This window comes from Variovorax sp. P2_H12, from assembly GCF_056403395.1.
Map to the genome: position 1 here is coordinate 1 of NZ_JBFUFO010000035.1, position 18742 is coordinate 18742.

The window sequence follows — 18742 nt, forward strand, 5'->3', positions numbered from 1 at the left end:
CCGCTGCGCTCCACTCAAACAGTCGCGAGCCCTGATCCGCGCACCGCTGCGCTGCTCGGCGGTGCCTCAACGGCCGGCCCGGGGCATACCGCCCACCGCCGTGGACAGGTTGGGGTTGCATTGGCGTTGGAGACGCCGCCGGTGATCGAACACCCCCCGAGCCCGGCATGCGGTGCGGGACGGGCGATCCCCTCTGCGCCGCTGAGGAGCGCAGCCTTTCGCGGATCAGGGCTCGCGACTGTTTGAGCCGAAGGCGAGTTTGAGCGAGACCCCGCGAAAGGCGAGCACCGCAAGGCAGCCCGAAGGGCCGGCGCAGTGGGGTCGACTGGCCCGTACCGCGTGCCGGGCGGGCATAGCAAGCGTGCACGTTCTCTTTCGAATACGCCCGTTGCCGTTGCCGTTGCCGCTACCGCGTCCGCCCGTCCCGATACCGCCCGCTGGTACTGCGCCCGAGCACGGTCGCCTGTCCCAGCCGCGCCAGCGAGGCGCCCACGTGCGCATGCGTGATCGCGATCCCCAGCGCGTCCGCGGCGTCGCTCCCGGGCAACCCGGGCAGGTGCAGCAGCCGCTTCACCATCTCCTGCACCTGCGCCTTGGCGGCCCGGCCATGTCCGGCCACCGCCTGCTTCATCTGCAGCGCCGTGTATTCCGAGACCGCGAGGTTGCGGGTCACCAGCGCCGTCAGGCAGGCGCCGCGGGCCTGCCCCAGCAGCAGCGTGGACTGCGGATTGACGTTGACGAAAATGATCTCCACCGCGGCCGCGTCGGGCTGGTAGCGGGCCGTGATCTCGCCGATGCCGTCGAACAGCACCTTGAGCCGCGCCGGCAGCTCGCCGGTGCCCAGGTGCCGCGTGCTGATGGTGCCGCTGGCGACATAGCGCAGCGCGTGGCCGTCCACGTCGACCACGCCGAAGCCGGTGGTCTGCAGTCCGGGGTCGATGCCGAGGATGCGCATGCGTCGGGTCCGGGCCTTCAGGCGTCGAAGTACCAGCGCACCGCGTGGAAGAACACGGGCGCCGCGAAGCAGAGGGCATCGACCCGGTCGAGCAGGCCGTTGGCGCCGGTCACGCCGACGCCGCGCCGGCCCCAGTTGGGAATGCCGCGGTCGCGCTTGAGCGCCTTCATCACGAGATGCCCCATCGAGCCGGCCACGCAGGCGATCAGCGACACCGCGAGCGCCTGGCCGAATTTGAAAGGCGTGATGAAGGAGAACAGCGCCCCGACCACGCTCGCGATCGCCATGCCGAGCGCCCAGCTGGTCCAGTTGAAGCTGCGGCTCACGTGCGGCGCGAAGGGCTCCTGCATGAAGAGGCGGTGCCGGATCGCGCCCAGCCAGCCCGGGGGCTGGGGCGGTGGCGGCGCGCCTTCCGGCGGCATCGCCTTGCGCCGCGAGACCAGGTGCTGCACCAGCATGCAGGTCTGGACCACGAACACCAGGAAGAACACCAGGAAGGCGCTCTTGCCCTCGTAGCCCGGGAACGACAGCAGCAGCAGCGCCGGCACGTGGCTCATGCCGTAGACGCAGACCATGATGCCCCACTGCAGCTTGGCGTTGCGCTCGAGGAAGTGGCTCGGGTCGTCGGCCAGCGCGCTCACCACCGGGATCGCGAGGAAGACGTAGACCGGGATGAACACCGTGAAGAGGTTGAAGTGTGCGGTCGCGACGAGCCAGAACTGGATCGGCAGCACCACGAAGAAGGCCAGGATCAGGCTTCGGTGGTCGCCGCGCCGGGTCGGCGACAGGGTGATGAACTCGCGCAGCGCCAGGAAGGCGATCAGTGCGAACAGCAGCGTCGCCACGGTCTCGCCCAGGGCCCAGCCGATCCAGAACACCACCGCCATGAACCAGGTGGTGCGCAGCAGCGTGCGGAAATGGTGCAGCTCGCGCTGCCAGATCTCGTCGTGGACCGGATTGCGGCGCTCCCTGAAGCTCAGCATGAAGGCCACCGTGCTGACGATGACGAGCAGACCGAAGACGATCACGAACAGCGCTGCGACCTGGTGGGTCGGAGAAAGGTTGCGCAGGTACTGGTTCATCTAGACATCCCGCAGCGCGACCACCGCTGCGCGCGCCCGGTCGAGGAAGGGGCGGCGCTCCTCGCCGTCTTCGAGGCGGATCGGCGCGCCGAAGGTGACCGAGCACAGGATCGGCACCGGCACCACCTCGCCCTTGGGCATCACGCGCTGCACGTTGTCGATCCAGGCCGGCACCAGCACCGCCTCCGGGAACAGCTGGGCCAGCGTGAAGAGGCCCGACTTGAACTTCTGCGGCTCGCCCGTGTGGCCGCGCGTGCCCTCGGGGAAGATGATGATCGAGTCGCCGCTCTGCAGCGCCTCGATCAGCGGCTGCAGCGGGGCGAGCGCCTCCGCGCTGCCCGGGGGGGCGGGAGGCGGCTCGGGTGCGGGCGTTGGCCCGGGTTCGGGCATCGGCTGCAGCAACGGCATCTCGAGCTGCGCGGCATGCCCCGGCGCGTCGTCGAACGATGGCTCGATCCGCTCGGCGGGCGGTGCCGTGGGCGGCACCGTTGCCGCGCCACCGCCGCGCTCCACATAGATCGCGTTGAACACCTCGGTCGTGATCCAGCGCTTGAACGGCGTGTTGGCCCAGTAGTCGCGCGCCGCGATCGGCCGCGTGATGCTGCGTAGCTCCTCGGGCAGGGCGGCCCAGATCATGACCAGGTCGAGATGGCTCTGGTGGTTGGCGAAGTAGATGCGCTGCTCGGCCTTGGGGGGACAGCCCCACCAGCGCGCCTGGGCGCCGGTGAGCAGCCGGATCAAGGCCAGCAATCCCCACCCCGTGAACTTTGCAAGCATGTTGCCGATGATACGGGCCGGGTGCCGCGGCTCAGGGCAGTTCTGCGGACGGCATGCGCGCGGCGATCGTGCCCGATCGGCTCGCAAGATAGGCCGAGCCTTGCCGGCGCTCGAAGAATTTCGGGCTTGGGAGCATCACCGCGAGACGCGCCGCCTCTTGCGTGCCGAGCCGCGAAGCAGGCTTCCTGAAGTAGTGCTGAGCGGCAGCCTCGGCACCGAAGATGCCTTCGCCCCATTCGACGTTGTTGAGGTAGATCTCGAGGATCCGCTCCTTCGACAGCAGCACTTCGAGCGCGGTGGCCAGCACCAGCTCCTGGCTCTTGCGCAGCATCGTGCGCTCGCCCGAGAGCAGCAGGTTCTTGGCCAGCTGCTGCGTGATGGTCGAGCCGCCGCGCAACTGGGCCGGGCGCGGCTCCTTGCCGCGGGCGCGCAATTGCGCGGCGCGCCTTGCGGCGATTTCCTCGGCCTTGGCATTGCGTTGGCGGGCGCGCTCGATCGCCTCCCACTCCACGCCCTGGTGGTAGACGAACTCGCTGTCCTCGCTGGCGATCACGGCGCGCTTGAGCGAGTCCGAGATCTGGCTGTAGGGCACCCACTGCTGGCGCCATTCGCGTTCGCCGTTGCTGCGCCCCCGGGTCGCGAGCTGCCAGGCTTCGGAGCGCTGGAACGCGGTCGACTGGGGGTCGATCACCGCCATCGCGGCAATCCGCAGGATGAAGAAGAGCTGCAGCGCGAAGGCTGCGATCAGCACGCAGCCGAACCAGCGCAGAACGGCCCTCACCGGGCCTCGACGAGAGCGCGCAGTTCGGCCAGCACCGGTGCGGTCGGCGGCCGCACGCCGCGCCAGATCTCGAAGGCCTCGGCCGCCTGCTCGACCAGCATCCCGAGTCCGTCGCGCGGCACGGCACCGTGGGCGCGCGCCCAGTCCATGAAGCCCGCCGCGGCCGGCCCGTACATCATGTCGACCGCCAGCGCGCCCGGCTTCAACACGCTGGCCGCCACCGGGACCTCGCCGCCGGCCAGGCTCGAGGCCGTGGCATTCACCAGCACGTCGAAGCGGCCCGGCACGCCGTCGAGCGCCTGTGCCTCGAGCGTGACGTGGTGCTGCAGCGCCAGCGCCGCGTGGCGCTGCACCAGCGCGATCGCCTTGGCCAGCGTGCGATTGGCCACCACGACCCGGCGCGGGCCGGCTTCCAGCAGCGGCCCGAGCACGCCGGCCGCGCCGCCGCCCGCGCCCAGCAGCAGAAGTTCGCTGCCTGTGAGCACAACGCCCGCGTGGATCCGGATGTCGTTGACCAGGCCGATGCCGTCGCTGTTGTCGCCGTACACGCCGTCGTCGCGAAAGCTCAGCACGTTGACCGCCTTCGCCAGCGCGGCGCGCGGCGTCAGGTGCTGACACAGCGCGGCGGCCTCGAACTTGAACGGCACCGTGACGTTGCAGCCGCGCGCCGTGCCTGCGGCATCGGCGCGGAAGGCCGCCACCGCGCCGGCGAAATCGTCGAGCGGCGCCAGCCGGCGGCCGTAGTCCAGGGCCTGGCCGGTCAGTTCGGCGAAGCGCGCATGAATCCAGGGCGAGCGGCTGTGCTCGACCGGATGGCCCATCACGCAGTACAGGTCGGTCATGTCGGGTTGCTCGTTATCTGGACGAGAGCTGGGTCTCCAGCGTCTCGTCGCGGGTGAACTTGAAGCGCGAGGGCAGCACGATCTGGTCGGTCTGCCGGCGCATCGCGTCGGTGAACTTGCCGAAGCCGCCGATGCTGCGCACGATCGCCTGCGCGCGCCGGTCCAGCGTCCGGTCGCCCGAGCTCTCGACGATGTCGGTCGAGAGGATCTTGCCGTCGTGGTTGACGGTCACCATCATGGTCAGTTCGCCGTACAGCTTCTTGCCGGCGGCCTCGGGGAAGTTCTCGGTGCCGCGCACCTCGATCTTGCGGCGCAGCGCGTCCACGTAGGCCGCATAGGCCGCCTCGCGCGTGGCCGGGCTGATGTAGCGCTTCTTGGGCCGGGCGTTCTCCTCGTTCACGCGGCGTTCGATCTCGGCCAGCAGCTCGACCAGCTGGCGCCGCTTCTCCTCGCGCGCCGCGGCTTCGCTCGGGTTGCCCTGGGCGCGCGGATCGGGCACCGGCATACTGGCCAGCTGCTGCTTGATCTGGGCCAGCAGCATCATCTGCTGCTGCTGCATCGCCTCGACCTGGCGCTGGGCGTCCTCCGTCGCGTCGCCGATCGCGGTGAAGGTGGACGGCGGCAGCGGGCTGGTGGCGCGCCCGCGGTCGAGGTCGCCGCCGCCGGCCAGCGAGGCCTGGGCGATGGCCTTGGCCTTGTCCGGGCGCTCGTTGCTCCTGGCGTTGACCAGGATCACCTCGAGCGGCGTCTCCTTGAAGACGCGGTTGAAGGACTCCGGGTCGACGATGCGGACCGCCAGCAGGACCGCGTGCGCGACGATCGACACGCCGAGCGCGATCTGCAGCGTGCTGAGGTCGCGCAGGTTCATGCCGGCGCGTTCTCCGGTGCGGCCTCGCTGTCGGCCAGGTCGACAGCGATGGCGATCGGGCCGGCGACTTCCTCGTCCTCGCCGCTTTCGTCCTCGGCCTGCGCATCGGCGGGCGCGGCATCGAGGCGCTCGATGACCGTGCCGTGGACGTCGAGCGCGATCTCGTCGACCTCGCCGAGCCGCACGCGCACCCGCGCGCCGCGCTGCAGCCCCTGCGTGCCGGTCACCATGAGCACCAGCGGCAGCGTGTCGGCCCGCGCCAGCGCGCCGTTGGGCACGTCCTTGATCAGCGTGGCCTCGAGTTCGGTGATGCCCTGCTGCTGCAGGTACTTGAGCGTCCAGAAGCGCTCCATGCCGCCCTGGTGCGCGTTGTAGGTGCTGTAGGCGGCGTCGAAGCCCGACAGGATCGAGAACAGGTCGGCGTCCTTGGGCTTGAACGGCGCCGCCAGCGCGGCGGTCTTGCCGTGGCGCGCGGCCGCGATGATCTGCCACTGGTTCACGAGGTCGGTGTAGCGGCGCAGCGGCGAGGTGCTCCAGGCGTAGCTCTTCACGCCGAGGCCGGCGTGCGGCAGCGCCCGCGTGCCCATGCGCACCTTGATGCCGGGCGCCAGGCTGGCCTGGCTGCGGTAGAGGCCGGGTACGCCGAGCTCGCCGAGCCAGCCGCCCCAGCTGCTGTTGGCCAGGATCATGGCCTCGGAGACGATCAGGTCCAGCGGCGCGCCGCGCTGGCGGGTGCCGATCTGCACCGGCTCGTTGCCGGTCGGTTCGCCGTCGTTGCCGACCAGGCGGAAGGTGTAGTCGGGCCGGCTGAAGTTCTCGGGCTTGCCGCGCACCACCTCGCGCTGCGCCTTCAGCTGCTTCGCCAGCCGGAACAGGAAGGACAGCGGCGCGCGCAGCGGGGCCAGCATCGCGGGCGTTTCCGCGGCGCCGGCCGAAGCGTCTTCCAGCCAGGGCTGGGTGATGACCGTGTCGAGCTGGTCATGGCGCAGGTTGGCGACGATCGGCACCCGTTCGAGCCGGGTTTCGGTGCCCTTGAGCGCCAGCGTCTGCTCGTCGAAGGTCGCGTAGAGCGAGACCGCCGGGCAGTCACGCCCTTCCTGCAGCGTGTAGGCCTCGACCACGTGGTCGGGCAGCATCGTGATCTTGTGGCCCGGCATGTAGACGGTCGACATGCGGGCGCGCGCCACCTGGTCGATCGCGCTGCCGGGCACCAGGGCCAGCCCCGGCGCCGCGATGTGGATGCCGACCACCACCGTGCCGCTGCCAAGCCCCTGCACCGAGAGTGCATCGTCGATCTCGGTGGTGTGCGAGTCGTCGATCGAGAAGGCCTGCACGTCGGCCAGCGGCAGTTCGTCGGCGATGACCGGCGGCTGCAGCGACGGGAAGCCGGTGCCCTTGGGGAAGTTCTCGAACAGGAAGCGGCGCCAGTGGAACTGGTAGGCCGAGTCGATGGCGCCGGCCTGCTTCAGCAGCTCGAGCGGCGGGCGCTGGGTGGCGCGGGCGGCATCGACGACGGCCTTGTATTCGGGCGCGTTCTTGTCGGGGCGGAACAGGATCTTGAACAGCTGCTCGCGCACCGGGGCCGGGCAAACGCCGGCGGCCAGCTGGCCGGCCCATTCGGTGATCTGGGCCTGCACGAGCTTTTTCTTCTCGATCGCGGCCAGCGCCTGCTGGATGATCTCGGCCGGCGCCTTCTTGAAGCGGCCCTTGCCGGCGCGGCGGAAGTAGTGTGGCGCCTCGAACAGGGCCAGCAGCGCCGCCGCCTGCTGCACCAGCGTCGGACGGGCCTGGAAGTACTCTGTGGCCAGCTCGTCGAAGCCGAATTCGCCCTCGGGCGCGAACTCCCAGGCCAGGTCGAGATCGACCGTGGCCGCGAGCGCGCGGCCCTCGGCGATCAGCTCGGCCGGCGAGGGTTTCTCGAAGCGCAGCACGATGTTGGCGCCCTTGACCTTGACCCGCTTGCCGGTCTCGAGCTCCACCTGTGCCGAGGCTTCGGCCTCCGACAGGACGCGGCCGCCCAGGTATTTGCCGGCTTCTTCGAACAATACAAACATGGGGCGGATTCTCCCATGCGCGGCTGCGGCGGGCCGTCAGGCCGGTTCGATGAAGGCAAGGACCTCGTCCAGGTGCTGCGTCTCGAAATCCGACAGGGCATGGTCGCCGCCCTCCAGGATCTTCAGCCGGCTGCCCGGATAGCGGTCCGACATGTCGCGCCAGTCGAGCACCTCGTCGCCCTTGGCGATGATCGCGAACACCTGCTCGGGCCGGTCCAGCGGCCCGACCTCGAGCGCGCGCAGCTCGCCGATGTATTCGGGCCGGAAATGGAAGTGCTCCGCCGGATCGTGCCAGAGGGTCTGATCGCCGATGTGGCGCACCAGGTCGCGCGCCGGGTCCACCGCCGGGTTGAGCAGCACCGCCCGGCAATAGGTGGTGGCTGTCACATAGGTGGCATAGAAGCCGCCGAGCGAGGAGCCGACGACCGCCATCGAGCTGCGCGGCCAGCCGGCGATGCCACCCATCACGAGCGCGATCGCCTCGCGCGGCGAAGGCGGCAGCTGCGGGCACCACCAGTGCAGGTTCGGGTGCTGGCTGGCCACGCGCCGGGCCATCTGGCTGGCCTTGGTGGACCGGGGCGACGAGCGAAAGCCGTGCAGATAGAGCAGGTGGGTGGTGGGCGGCATGTCGCGATTATCCGGAACTCGGCCGAAAATGGCCCCTGGAGCCCGTCGGCGAGGCTCCGGGCGTCGATAATCGCGGCCCATGTCGGCCGTCTTCCATCAACCTTCGCTCGCGCGGCGCCTGTTGCCCGTGTTCCAGGGCTTCGACGGTTTTCTCGCCTTTGCCGTGCTGCTGCTGGCCTGCGCCGGCATGCTGACCATGTATTCGTCCGGCTACGACCATGGCTCCCGCTTCGTCGACCACGGTCGCAACATGCTGCTGGCCGGCTTCATCATGTTCGTGGTGGCGCAGGTGCCGCCGCAGCGCCTGATGACGCTGGCGGTGCCGATCTACACCTTCGGCGTGGCGCTGCTGGTGGCGGTGGCGCTGTTCGGCATCACCAAGAAGGGCGCCCAGCGCTGGATCAACGTCGGTGTCGTGATCCAGCCCAGCGAGATCCTCAAGATCGCGATGCCGCTGATGCTGTCCTGGTGGTTCCAGCGTCGGGAGGGGCAGCTGCGGCCGCTCGACTTCGTCGTCGCGACGGTGCTGCTGGCGGTGCCGGTCGGCCTGATCATGAAGCAGCCCGACCTCGGCACCGCGCTGCTGGTGCTGGCCACCGGCCTGTCGGTGATCTTCTTCGCCGGCCTGTCGTGGAAGCTGATCGTGCCGCCGGTCCTGATCGGCATCGTCGCGGTGGCGCTGATCGTCGGCTTCGAGTCGACGCTGTGCGCCAACGGTTTCGACTGGAAGATCCTGCACGAATACCAGAAGCAGCGCGTCTGCACGCTGCTGGACCCGACCAAGGACCCGCTCGGCAAGGGCTTCCACATCATCCAGGGCATGATCGCGATCGGCTCGGGCGGCCTCGGCGGCAAGGGCTTCATGCAGGGCACGCAGACGCATCTGGAGTTCATTCCCGAGCGCACCACCGACTTCATCTTCGCGGCCTACTCCGAGGAGTTCGGGCTGGCCGGCAATCTGGCGCTGATCGCGGCCTTCATCTTCCTGATCTTCCGCGGACTGGCGATCGCGCTCGATGCGCCGACGCTGTTCTCCCGGCTGCTGGCCGGCGCGGTCACGATGATCTTCTTCACCTATGCCTTCGTGAACATGGGCATGGTGAGCGGCATCCTGCCGGTGGTGGGGGTGCCGCTGCCTTTCATCAGCTATGGCGGCACGGCCATGGTCACGCTGGGGCTGGGGCTGGGCATCCTGATGTCCATCTCCCGCGCCAAGCGAATGATGCAGAGCTGACCCCCAGGTTGGCTCACTGCGTGTAGCCGCCCACCCCCTTTCAGGGGGCGCAGTCAGCGGCCCGGCAAAGCCGGTTCCGCGGCAGCCCCCGAACAGACGCGCCGCGCGCAGCCGTCGAACAAACACAGCGCCAGTATTCACCGGCCGGCGCAGCCCGGCCCGTTGGTGAAACACCGCGGAACCGGCTTCGCCGGGCCGCTGGTGTTGCCCCCGGTAGGGGGTGGGCGCCCCGACACGAAGTGCGGGGCAACCTGGGGGCGAGCAACAGTGCCACCGCGGAACCGGCTTTGCCGGGCCGCCGGTGTTGCCCCCGGCAGGGGGTGGGCGCCCGGACACGAAGTGCCGGGCAACCTGGGGGGGAGCCTAGAATGTTCTGATGATTTCCCGCGAACCCACCATCGAGCGCCTCGCCACGGCGCAACAGCTCCTGCTCACGCCCTTCGGCCTCGACGAATCGCACCTCTCGCGTGCGCTCGCGGAGATCAAGGCGCACCAGGTGGACGACGCCGACCTCTACTTCCAGTACACCCGCAGCGAGGGCTGGAGCCTCGAGGAGGGCATCGTCAAGACCGGCAGCTTCAGCATCGACCAGGGTGTCGGCGTGCGCGCGGTCAGCGGCGAGAAAACCGCCTTCGCCTATTCGGACGACATTTCGGAAGCTTCGCTGCTCGATGCCGCGCGCACGGTGCGCAGCATCTCGGCCGCCGGCAAGACCGCGCGGGTCAAGGCGCCGACGCGCAAGATCGCGGCCAGCCGCTCGCTCTACAACGGCGTCGACCCGATCTCGACGCTCGACAGCACCGCCAAGGTCAAGCTGCTCGAGAAGGTCGAGCAACTTGCGCGCTCGCGCGACCCGCGCGTGGCCCAGGTCATGGCCGGCCTGGCGAGCGAATACGACGTGGTGCTGGTGGCGCGCGCCGACGGCACCCTGGCCGCCGACGTGCGGCCGCTGGTGCGGCTGTCGGTGACGGTGATCGCTGAGCAGAACGGTCGCCGCGAAGTCGGTTCCGGCGGCGGCGGCGGCCGTTTCGGCCTGGCGTACTTCGATGACGAGCACATCGCGGAATATGTGGACCAGGCCGTCAAGTCGGCGCTGACCAACCTCGATTCCCGGCCCGCGCCGGCGGGCGAGATGACGGTGGTGCTCGGCCCGGGGTGGCCGGGCATCCTGTTGCACGAGGCTATCGGCCACGGGCTCGAAGGCGATTTCAACCGCAAGGGGTCGAGCGCCTTCTCGGGGCGCATCGGCCAGCGCGTCGCGGCCAAGGGCGTCACGGTGCTCGACGACGGCACCATCGCCGACCGCCGCGGTTCGCTCAATGTCGACGACGAGGGCAACGCGACCCAGCGCAACGTGCTGATCGAGGACGGCATCCTCAAGGGCTACATCCAGGATTCGCTCAACGCCCGGCTGATGAAGGCCAAGCCCACCGGCAACGGCCGCCGCGAGAGCTACGCCCATGCGCCGATGCCGCGCATGACCAACACGTACATGCTGGGCGGCGACCGCGTCCCCGCGGAAATCGTCGCCAGCATCAAGAAGGGCCTCTACGCCACCAACTTCGGCGGCGGCCAGGTCGACATCACGAGCGGCAAGTTCGTCTTCTCGGCCAGCGAGGCCTACTGGGTCGAGAACGGCAAGATCCAGTACCCGGTGAAGGGCGCGACGATCGTCGGCAACGGCCCCGACGCGCTCACGCGGGTCACGATGATCGGCAACGACATGGCGCTCGATTCGGGCGTCGGCACCTGCGGCAAGGAGGGCCAGAGCGTGCCGGTCGGCGTCGGCCAGCCAACGCTGCGCATCGACGGATTGACAGTCGGCGGAACGGCCTGAGCATTTCCTGTGCTAAAGTTGCCGTCCATGTCTGCCTCCCGCGCTTATTACTTTGCCTTCTTTTGGTTCCCGGTTTCCGGCGGACGAGAGGCGCGCGCGTAAAGCAAGCAGACAAGCAGAACCTCCCAGAACCGCCGGTGCCACAAGCCCGGCGGTTTTTTTATTGCCTCACGAAATCCAGACCTCTCCAAGGAAGCACAGATGAGCACGAAAGCCGCCCCGCCCAGCGACACCTGGTATGCGAACGTCGAAAAAACCAGCAGGACCGACGACGAACGCATCAAGGACATCACTGTGTTGCCTCCCCCCGAACATCTGATCCGCTTCTTCCCGATCGCCGGGACGCCGGTGGAATCGCTGATCACCGGCACCCGCCACGCGATCCACAACATCATGGCCGGCAAGGACGACCGGCTGCTGGTGATCATGGGCCCCTGCTCGATCCACGACCCGGCCGCCGCGCTCGACTACGCGCGCCGCCTGAAGGCCGAGCGCGAGAAGTACGCCGGCACGCTCGAGATCGTGATGCGGGTCTATTTCGAGAAGCCGCGGACCACGGTGGGCTGGAAGGGCCTGATCAACGATCCCTACCTCGACGAGAGCTTCCGCATCGACGAGGGCCTGCGCATCGCGCGCCAACTGCTGATCGACATCAACCGCCTGGGCCTGCCGGCGGGCAGCGAGTTCCTCGACGTGATCTCGCCGCAGTACATCGGTGACCTGATCTCCTGGGGCGCCATCGGCGCCCGCACCACCGAGAGCCAGGTGCACCGCGAACTGGCCTCGGGCCTGTCGGCGCCGATCGGCTTCAAGAACGGCACCGACGGCAACATCCGCATCGCCACCGACGCCATCCAGGCGGCGGCGCGCGGCCACCATTTCCTCTCTGTGCACAAGAACGGCCAGGTGGCGATCGTGCAGACCAAGGGCAACAAGGATTGCCACGTGATCCTGCGCGGCGGCAAGGCGCCCAACTACGACGCGGCCAGCGTCGCGGCGGCCTGCAAGGACCTCGAGGCCGCCAAGCTGCCGCCCAAGCTGATGGTCGACTGCAGCCACGCCAACAGCAGCAAGCAGCACCACAAGCAGATCGACGTCGCGCGGGACATCGCCGACCAGATCGCCGGCGGCAGCCACAGCGTGTTCGGCCTGATGGTCGAGAGCCACCTGAAGGCCGGGGCGCAGAAGTTCACGGCGGGCAAGGACGCGATCTCGGCGCTGGAATACGGCCAGAGCATCACCGACGCCTGCCTGGGCTGGGAAGATTCGACCCAGGTGCTGGAGCTGCTGGCGCACGCGGTCAAGAAGCGCCGACGCTGAACGTCGGCCGCCCGGTGGCGGCCCGGCGCCGGTCTGGATCAGGGGATCAGATCAGCGCCGCCAGATCGGGCCAGTGGTGGCGCAGCAGCGCCGCCTCGTCGCCATCGGGCCGCATGAAGGCGAAATCGTCGAAGTCGAAGCCCGGACCCACGGTGCAGCTCACCAGCGTGTAGTCGTCGCCCGCCGCTGCCACGATCGGCCGTGCTGCCTGCCACTGGCCGGCCGGCACGGTGTGCTGGGGCCGCGTGCCGTGGACGTCCACCGGTCCGAGCCGCAGATGAGCGGGCGGTGTACGCAGCGCCGCATCGCTGGTCCACAACGCCAGGGGTGCGCCCTCGAGGTGGATCCAGACCTCGTCGGACTGCGCCCGGTGCCAGCGCGAGTGCTGCTGTGCTTCGAGCAGGTAGTAGATGGTGGTGAGCGCATCGCGCGCCGGCCGTCCGTCGGCCGGCAGCACCTGCGCGGCCGAGCGGAACATCTCGCGGAACCAGCCGCCCTCGGGGTGGGGCTGCAGCTGGAGGGTCTCGATGAGCTGGCGGGCGCGCATGGCCTCATTCTCGCGCGCGGAGAGCGGAAATGAGCTTTTCGTGCACGCCGCCGAAGCCGCCGTTGCTCATGCAGACGATGTGATCGCCGGCGCGTGCCGCCGCCGCCGCCTGCGCGACCAGCGGATCGATGGCATCCGCCACCTGGGCCCGGTCGCCCATCGGCGCCAGCGCCGCCGCTGCGTCCCAGTCGAGACCGCCGCTGTGGCAGAACGACAGGTCGGCCGCCTCCAGACTCCAGGGCAACTGGGCTGCCATGGTGCCGAGCTTCATGGTGTTGCTGCGCGGCTCGAAGACCGCAAGGATGCGATCCTGCTTCCGGCCGGCGGCATCGAGCTTCTGGCGCAGGCCGTCGAGCGTGGTGCGGATCGCGGTCGGGTGGTGCGCGAAATCGTCGTAGACCGTGATCGTTCCGGGGGCGCGCTCCACGCTGCCGCGCAGTTCCATGCGCCGGCGCACGTTGCGAAAGCTCGCCAGGGCATCGGCCGCGGCCGCGGGCGCGACGCCCACATGCTCGGCGGCCGCGATCGCCGCCAGGCCATTCATCTGGTTGTGCAGGCCGGACAGCGCCCATTCGACCCGGCCCACGCGCTCGCCCCGGCGCAGCACGTCGAAGGCATCGTGCGGGCCCGAAGCCTGCCATTCGCCGCCGGCGCCGAAGCGCGCGAGCTCGCTCCAGCAGCCCTGGGCCAGCACGCGCTGCAGGCTCTCCTCGGTGGCGTTGACCACCACCCGTCCCTGGCCCGGGACCGTGCGCACCAGGTGATGGAACTGCCGCTCGATCGCCGCCAGGTCGTCGAAGATGTCGGCGTGGTCGAACTCGAGGTTGTTCAGGATCGCTGTGCGCGGGCGGTAGTGGACGAACTTGCTGCGCTTGTCGAAGAACGCCGTGTCGTATTCGTCGGCTTCAATCACGAAGGGAGCAGCCACATCCGCGCCCAGCCGCGCCGAAACGCCGAAATCCAGCGGCACGCCGCCGACCAGGAAACCGGGCGCCCGACCGGCGCGCTCGAGGATCCAGGCCAGCATCGAGGTGGTGGTGGTCTTGCCGTGAGTGCCGGCGACGGCCAGCACGTGCCGGCCCTGCAGCACGTGCTCGGCCAGCCATTGCGGCCCGCTGGTGTAGGCGGCGCCGGCGTCGAGGATGGCTTCCATGAGCGGGAACTTCGGCCCGCCGTCGGTCTGCCGGACGCGGGAAACCACGTTGCCGACCACGAAGATGTCCGGCTTCAGGGCCAGCTGGTCGGCGCCGAAGCCCTCGATCAGGTCGATGCCGAGCGCCCGGAGCTGGTCGCTCATCGGCGGATAGACGCCGGCGTCGCAGCCGGTCACCCGGTGGCCGGCTTCGCGCGCAAGTGCCGCCACACCCCCCATGAAGGTGCCGCAGATGCCGAGAATGTGAATGTGCATCGGTCGATTCTAGGGATGCGCAGGGGCCATCCGTTTGCAAGCGGCGCAGAGCGGGCAAAATGGTCCGATGGACACGTCGAAGCAGGAAATCGCCGCCGTCGCGGCCCGCCTCGTGGTCGAGGAGGGGCTGGAATACGGGCCCGCCAAGCGCCGTGCGCTGCGCGACCTCGGGTTGCCCGTGCGCACCGCGCTGCCGAACAACGATGAGGTCGAGGCCGAAGTCCGCGACTACATCCAGCTCTTCTGCGCCGATACCCAGCCGCAGGAGCTCCACGCGCTGCGCCTGCTGGCGCTCGAATGGATGGAACGCATGGCGCAGTTCCGGCCGCACGTCGGCGGCGCCGTCTGGCACGGCACGGCGACCCGGTTGTCCGACATCTACATCCAGCTGTTTTGCGACGACTCCAAATCGGCCGAGATCGCGCTGATCGATCACCACGTGGACTACGAGCCGCGCATGGTCACCGGCTTCCACGGCGAGCAGGTGGAGGCGCTCAGCGTGCATGCGGCCAGTCGGGCGCTGGGCGAGGAGATCGGGGTCCACCTGCTGGTCTACGATCTGGACGACCTGCGCGGAGCGCTCAAGCCCGACACCCAGGGGCGTGTGCCGCGCGGCAACCTCGCGGCATTGCGGCGCCTGATGGAAAAAGAAAAGGATGGTGGATGAGTTCGAACCCTACACGCCGTGGCTGGCTCTACGGTGGCGTGGCTGCAGTTGCGGCCGCCGCCGGGATCGGCGGCGCCTGGTGGCGGCAGCATCGGGACGAAAAGGGCGACGGGAAGCGGCTCGACGAGGCGTTCTGGGCGCAGCGTTTCGAGCGGCCCGAGGGTGGGGAACTGCTGTTCGAAGGGCTTCGCGGCAAGCCCCTGGTGCTCAATTTCTGGGCCACCTGGTGCCCGCCATGCGTCGAGGAAATGCCGGTGATCGACGCTTTCTTCCGCGAAATGCGCGGCAACGGCTGGCAAGTGGTGGGTTTGGCCATCGATCAGCCCAGCGCGGTGCGCAAGTTCCTGCTCAAGACGCCGGTCAGCTATCCGATCGGGCTCGCCGGCCTGCAAGGCACGGAGCTGGTCAAGCAACTGGGCAATACTGCGGGTGGCCTGCCCTACACCCTGGTGGTGGATTCGGGCGGCGCGGTCGTCGCGCGTAAAATGGGCCAGCTCGACGCCGGCGACCTGCAGTCGTGGCGGCGGGCCTAGTTCGCGGCTAGAATCCAGCCCCTACAAATCCGGTAGTTGGCGTTGAAACGCCGAAATAACCGGATCTTCAGGCGAGTTAAATTCAAATGACCGGCAAAGCCGGCGCTGGAGTCCCATGGATCTACGCAAGCTCAAGACACTGATCGACCTGGTGTCCGAATCCAATATTTCCGAGCTGGAAATCACCGAAACCGAGGGCAAGGTCCGCATCGTCAAGGGCGGCATCGCGGCGCCGGTTCAGTATGTGCAGACGCTGGCAGCGCCTGCAGCGGGCCAGCCTGCCGCTGCGCCGGCCGCCGCTGCCGCCGCGCCCGCTGCCGCTCCGGTGGAAGCCGTGGTCACGGGCCATGCGATCAAGTCGCCCATGGTCGGCACCTTCTATCGCTCGTCCAGCCCCGGTGCCCCGGCCTTCGTCGAGATCGGCAGCCAGGTCAAGGAAGGCGACACCGTCTGCATCATCGAGGCGATGAAGATCCTGAACGAAATCGAGGCCGACAAGTCCGGCACCGTCACGCAGATCCTCGCTGAGAACGGCCAGGCGGTCGAATACGGCCAGCCCCTGTTCATCATCGAGTGACCATGTTCAAGAAGATACTGGTCCCGAACCGGGGTGGTCGCGCGTTGGCGCGATCGAGCCGCGAGGGCGCTCATGTTTAAGAAAATCCTAGTCGCCAACCGCGGGGAGATCGCGCTGCGCATCCAGCGCGCCTGCAGCGAACTCGGCATCAAGGCCGTGATGGTCTATTCCGAGGCCGACCGCGACGCCAAGTACGTCAAGCTGGCCGAAGAAGCGGTGTGCATCGGCCCGGCCTCTTCGTCGCAGAGCTACCTGAACATGCCCGCCATCATCTCGGCGGCGGAAGTGACCGACTCGGAAGCCATCCACCCGGGCTACGGGTTCCTGAGCGAGAACGCCAATTTCGCGGAGCGCGTGGAACAGAGCGGCTTCCAGTTCATCGGCCCATCGCCCGAGTCGATCCGCATCATGGGCGACAAGGTGTCGGCCAAGCAGACCATGATCAAGGCCGGCGTGCCCTGCGTGCCGGGTTCCGAGGGCGAGCTGTCCGACGACGCCAACACCAACAAGCGGATCGCGCGGGCGATCGGCTACCCGGTCATCATCAAGGCAGCGGGCGGTGGCGGTGGGCGCGGCATGCGCGTGGTCCACACCGAGGCGGCGCTGGTCAACGCGATCCAGATGACCAAGGCGGAAGCCGGCGCGGCCTTCAACAATCCGGCCGTCTACATGGAGAAATTTCTCCAGAACCCGCGCCACATCGAGATCCAGATCCTCGCCGACAAGCACAAGAACGCGGTCTACCTGGGCGAGCGCGACTGTTCCATGCAGCGGCGCCACCAGAAGGTGATCGAGGAATCCCCGGCACCGGGCATCCCGCGCAAGCTGATCGAGAAGATCGGCGAGCGCTGCGCGGCCGCCTGCAAGAAGATCGGCTACCGCGGTGCCGGCACCTTCGAGTTCCTCTACGAGAACGGCGAGTTCTACTTCATCGAGATGAACACCCGCGTGCAGGTGGAGCATCCGGTGACCGAGTTCACCACCGGCATCGACATCGTGAAGACGCAGATCATGGTGGCGGCCGGCGAGAAGCTGCCGTTCACCCAGCGCCAGATCGAGATGCGCGGCCACGCGATCGAGTGCCGCATCAACGCCGAGGATCCGTACAAGTTCACGCCCTCGCCGGGCCGCATCACGATGTGGCATCCGCCGGGCGGACCGGGCGTGCGGGTCGATTCGCATGTCTACACCAACTACTTCGTGCCGCCGAACTACGACTCGATGATCGGCAAGATCATCGTCTACGGCGACACGCGCGAACAGGCGATGGCGCGCATGCGTACGGCGCTGAACGAGACGGTGATCGAAGGCATCCAGACCAACATCGCGCTGCACCGCGAACTGATGGTGGACGCCAAGTTCATGAGCGGCGGCACCAACATCCACTACCTCGAAGAGTGGCTTGCTTCGCATAAGAGGTGATCTCCCCCAGGTTGGCTCACTGCGTGTAGCCGCCTCGAGTCGCTGCCAGAGGCAGCGGCTCTTCGGGCCGTCCAAGCCTGCGTCGGCAGGCTTGGAGCCGCGGCCCTCAGCCCCCTCGCCGGGGGCAACACCGGCGGCCCGGCGGAGCCGGTTCCGCGGTGTTCCACGAGGGGGCTTCGCTTCGCTTGCCGGATTGCTGCTCGGGGCGCAGTGGAAAACTGAGAGGAATTGCTGTGTTCGAACTACGCCTGCTGGCACCTGAAGACCTGGTCGAGACGGTCAGCGACGCGCTCGATGCGCTCGACGCACTGAGCGTGTCGGTCGAAGATGCCGATGCGCAGACCGATGCCGAGCAGGCCCTGTTCGGCGAACCGGGCATGCCGCCGCCCAAGGACGGCTGGCAGCGCTCGCGGGTGATCGCGCTGTTCGCCACGGAGGCGCTGGCGCGCGAAGCGGCGGCGCTGCTCGAGGCGCAAGACTTCTTCGCCGAGTGCCGCCTGCTGGGCCTGGCCGACGTGCCCGAGCAGGACTGGGTGCGATTGACGCAGTCGCAGTTCGCGCCGGTCGAGATCACGCCCGAGTTCTGGATCGTGCCGACCTGGCACGAACCGCCCGCGCAAGCCCGCCAGGTGATCCGGCTCGACCCGGGGCTGGCGTTCGGCACCGGCACCCACCCGACCACCCGCATGTGCCTGCGCTGGATCGCCACGCGCGGCACCCTCGCGGGCCGGCGCGTGCTCGACTACGGCTGCGGCTCCGGCATCCTGGCGATCGGCGCGGCGAAGTTCGGCGCGCTCGACATCGACGCGGTGGACATCGACGAGGCCGCGGTGGAATCGACCCGGCTCAATGCCGAGGCCAATGGCGTTGCCTTGAAGGCCGGCCTCCCGGAGGCTGCCGCCGGCCGCTACCAGATCGTGCTTGCGAACATCCTGGCGACGCCGCTCAAGGTGCTCGCGCCGCTGCTCTGCGGCCACGTCGCGCCGGGCGGCGAGCTGGTGCTGGCCGGCATCCTGGAACGGCAGGCCGACGAGCTGAAGGCGGCCTATGCCCCCTACGCGGCGCTCGAGGTCAGCGACAGCGAGGACGGCTGGATCCTGATGACGGCGAAAGCCCAGTCATAGGCCGGCGAAGTCCGGGGCCTCTTCGTGAAACACCGCGGAACCGGCTTCGCCGGGCCGCTGGTGTTGCCCCCGGTAGGGGGTGGGCGG

General features: G+C 68.7%; 18 protein-coding genes. 8 read left to right on the top strand and 10 right to left on the bottom strand.

The window, feature by feature from the left end:
* Positions 1-406: 406 nt before the first annotated feature.
* The 8 genes from ruvC to AC1DYK_RS25360 are packed head-to-tail and all read right to left on the bottom strand — an operon-like array spanning position 407 to position 7986.
* Entirely contained in the window at positions 407-955 is a 549-nt protein-coding gene (ruvC, locus tag AC1DYK_RS25325; protein ID WP_478156946.1) for a crossover junction endodeoxyribonuclease RuvC, read from the bottom strand.
* 17 nt (positions 956-972) lie between these two features.
* On the bottom strand, positions 973-2037 hold the full coding sequence (locus AC1DYK_RS25330; RefSeq protein ID WP_478168796.1) for a phosphatidate cytidylyltransferase: 1065 nt from the start codon (positions 2035-2037) through the stop codon (positions 973-975).
* Positions 2038-2814, bottom strand: coding sequence for a lysophospholipid acyltransferase family protein (locus AC1DYK_RS25335; protein ID WP_478168797.1), 777 nt, complete (start codon positions 2812-2814; stop codon positions 2038-2040).
* 31 nt (positions 2815-2845) lie between these two features.
* The gene (locus AC1DYK_RS25340; protein WP_478168798.1) at positions 2846-3595 is read right to left on the bottom strand and encodes a transglycosylase domain-containing protein; all 750 of its coding nucleotides are present in this window, start codon (positions 3593-3595) and stop codon (positions 2846-2848) included.
* A complete protein-coding gene (aroE, locus tag AC1DYK_RS25345; RefSeq protein WP_478168799.1) occupies positions 3592-4437 on the bottom strand; it encodes a shikimate dehydrogenase in 846 nt (281 codons plus the stop codon). Before aroE ends, AC1DYK_RS25340 begins: the two co-directional genes overlap by 4 nt.
* Positions 4438-4450: 13 nt before the next feature.
* Positions 4451-5305 (bottom strand): energy transducer TonB, encoded by an 855-nt coding sequence (locus AC1DYK_RS25350; protein WP_478168800.1) that lies wholly within the window; start codon positions 5303-5305, stop codon positions 4451-4453.
* On the bottom strand, positions 5302-7359 hold the full coding sequence (locus AC1DYK_RS25355; protein WP_478168801.1) for a ribonuclease catalytic domain-containing protein: 2058 nt from the start codon (positions 7357-7359) through the stop codon (positions 5302-5304). The genes AC1DYK_RS25350 and AC1DYK_RS25355 overlap by 4 nt, the downstream gene beginning before the upstream one ends.
* Before the next feature lie 36 nt (positions 7360-7395).
* Entirely contained in the window at positions 7396-7986 is a 591-nt protein-coding gene (locus AC1DYK_RS25360; RefSeq protein ID WP_478168802.1) for a YqiA/YcfP family alpha/beta fold hydrolase, read from the bottom strand.
* Between the two features lie 79 nt (positions 7987-8065).
* On the opposite strand from AC1DYK_RS25360, the gene rodA reads away from it, so the two are divergent.
* The 3 genes from rodA to AC1DYK_RS25375 all read left to right on the top strand — a co-directional run bounded on the left by rodA (position 8066) and on the right by AC1DYK_RS25375 (position 12377).
* Complete coding sequence (rodA, locus tag AC1DYK_RS25365) at positions 8066-9220, top strand: rod shape-determining protein RodA (protein ID WP_478168803.1); 1155 nt, start codon at positions 8066-8068, stop codon at positions 9218-9220.
* Between the two features lie 376 nt (positions 9221-9596).
* Positions 9597-11057 carry a metalloprotease TldD gene (gene tldD, locus AC1DYK_RS25370; protein ID WP_478091722.1) on the top strand — a complete coding sequence of 487 codons (1461 nt, stop codon included), beginning with the start codon at positions 9597-9599 and terminating at the stop codon, positions 11055-11057.
* Between the two features lie 201 nt (positions 11058-11258).
* On the top strand, positions 11259-12377 hold the full coding sequence (locus tag AC1DYK_RS25375; protein ID WP_478168804.1) for a 3-deoxy-7-phosphoheptulonate synthase: 1119 nt from the start codon (positions 11259-11261) through the stop codon (positions 12375-12377).
* 46 nt (positions 12378-12423) lie between these two features.
* Here the strand turns inward: AC1DYK_RS25375 and AC1DYK_RS25380 are convergent, their stop codons facing one another.
* Positions 12424-12924, bottom strand: coding sequence for a cupin domain-containing protein (locus tag AC1DYK_RS25380; protein ID WP_478168805.1), 501 nt, complete (start codon positions 12922-12924; stop codon positions 12424-12426).
* A 4-nt stretch (positions 12925-12928) separates the two neighbouring features.
* Positions 12929-14332 carry a UDP-N-acetylmuramate:L-alanyl-gamma-D-glutamyl-meso-diaminopimelate ligase gene (gene mpl / locus AC1DYK_RS25385; protein WP_478168806.1) on the bottom strand — a complete coding sequence of 468 codons (1404 nt, stop codon included), beginning with the start codon at positions 14330-14332 and terminating at the stop codon, positions 12929-12931.
* Between the two features lie 67 nt (positions 14333-14399).
* Between mpl and AC1DYK_RS25390 the strand changes: the two genes are divergently transcribed.
* The 5 genes from AC1DYK_RS25390 (at position 14400) to prmA (ending at position 18655) form a co-directional block, all read left to right on the top strand.
* A complete protein-coding gene (locus tag AC1DYK_RS25390) occupies positions 14400-14999 on the top strand; it encodes a hypothetical protein (protein WP_478168807.1) in 600 nt (199 codons plus the stop codon).
* Positions 14996-15532, top strand: a complete 537-nt coding sequence (locus AC1DYK_RS25395; protein WP_478156939.1) for a TlpA family protein disulfide reductase — start codon at positions 14996-14998, stop codon at positions 15530-15532. The genes AC1DYK_RS25390 and AC1DYK_RS25395 overlap by 4 nt, the downstream gene beginning before the upstream one ends.
* A 115-nt stretch (positions 15533-15647) precedes the next feature.
* Positions 15648-16109, top strand: coding sequence for an acetyl-CoA carboxylase biotin carboxyl carrier protein (accB, locus tag AC1DYK_RS25400; RefSeq protein ID WP_478168808.1), 462 nt, complete (start codon positions 15648-15650; stop codon positions 16107-16109).
* A gap of 72 nt (positions 16110-16181) precedes the next feature.
* The gene (gene accC / locus AC1DYK_RS25405) at positions 16182-17531 is read left to right on the top strand and encodes an acetyl-CoA carboxylase biotin carboxylase subunit (protein WP_478156937.1); all 1350 of its coding nucleotides are present in this window, start codon (positions 16182-16184) and stop codon (positions 17529-17531) included.
* A 233-nt stretch (positions 17532-17764) separates the two neighbouring features.
* Positions 17765-18655, top strand: coding sequence for a 50S ribosomal protein L11 methyltransferase (prmA, locus tag AC1DYK_RS25410; protein WP_478168809.1), 891 nt, complete (start codon positions 17765-17767; stop codon positions 18653-18655).
* Positions 18656-18742 lie beyond the last annotated feature (87 nt).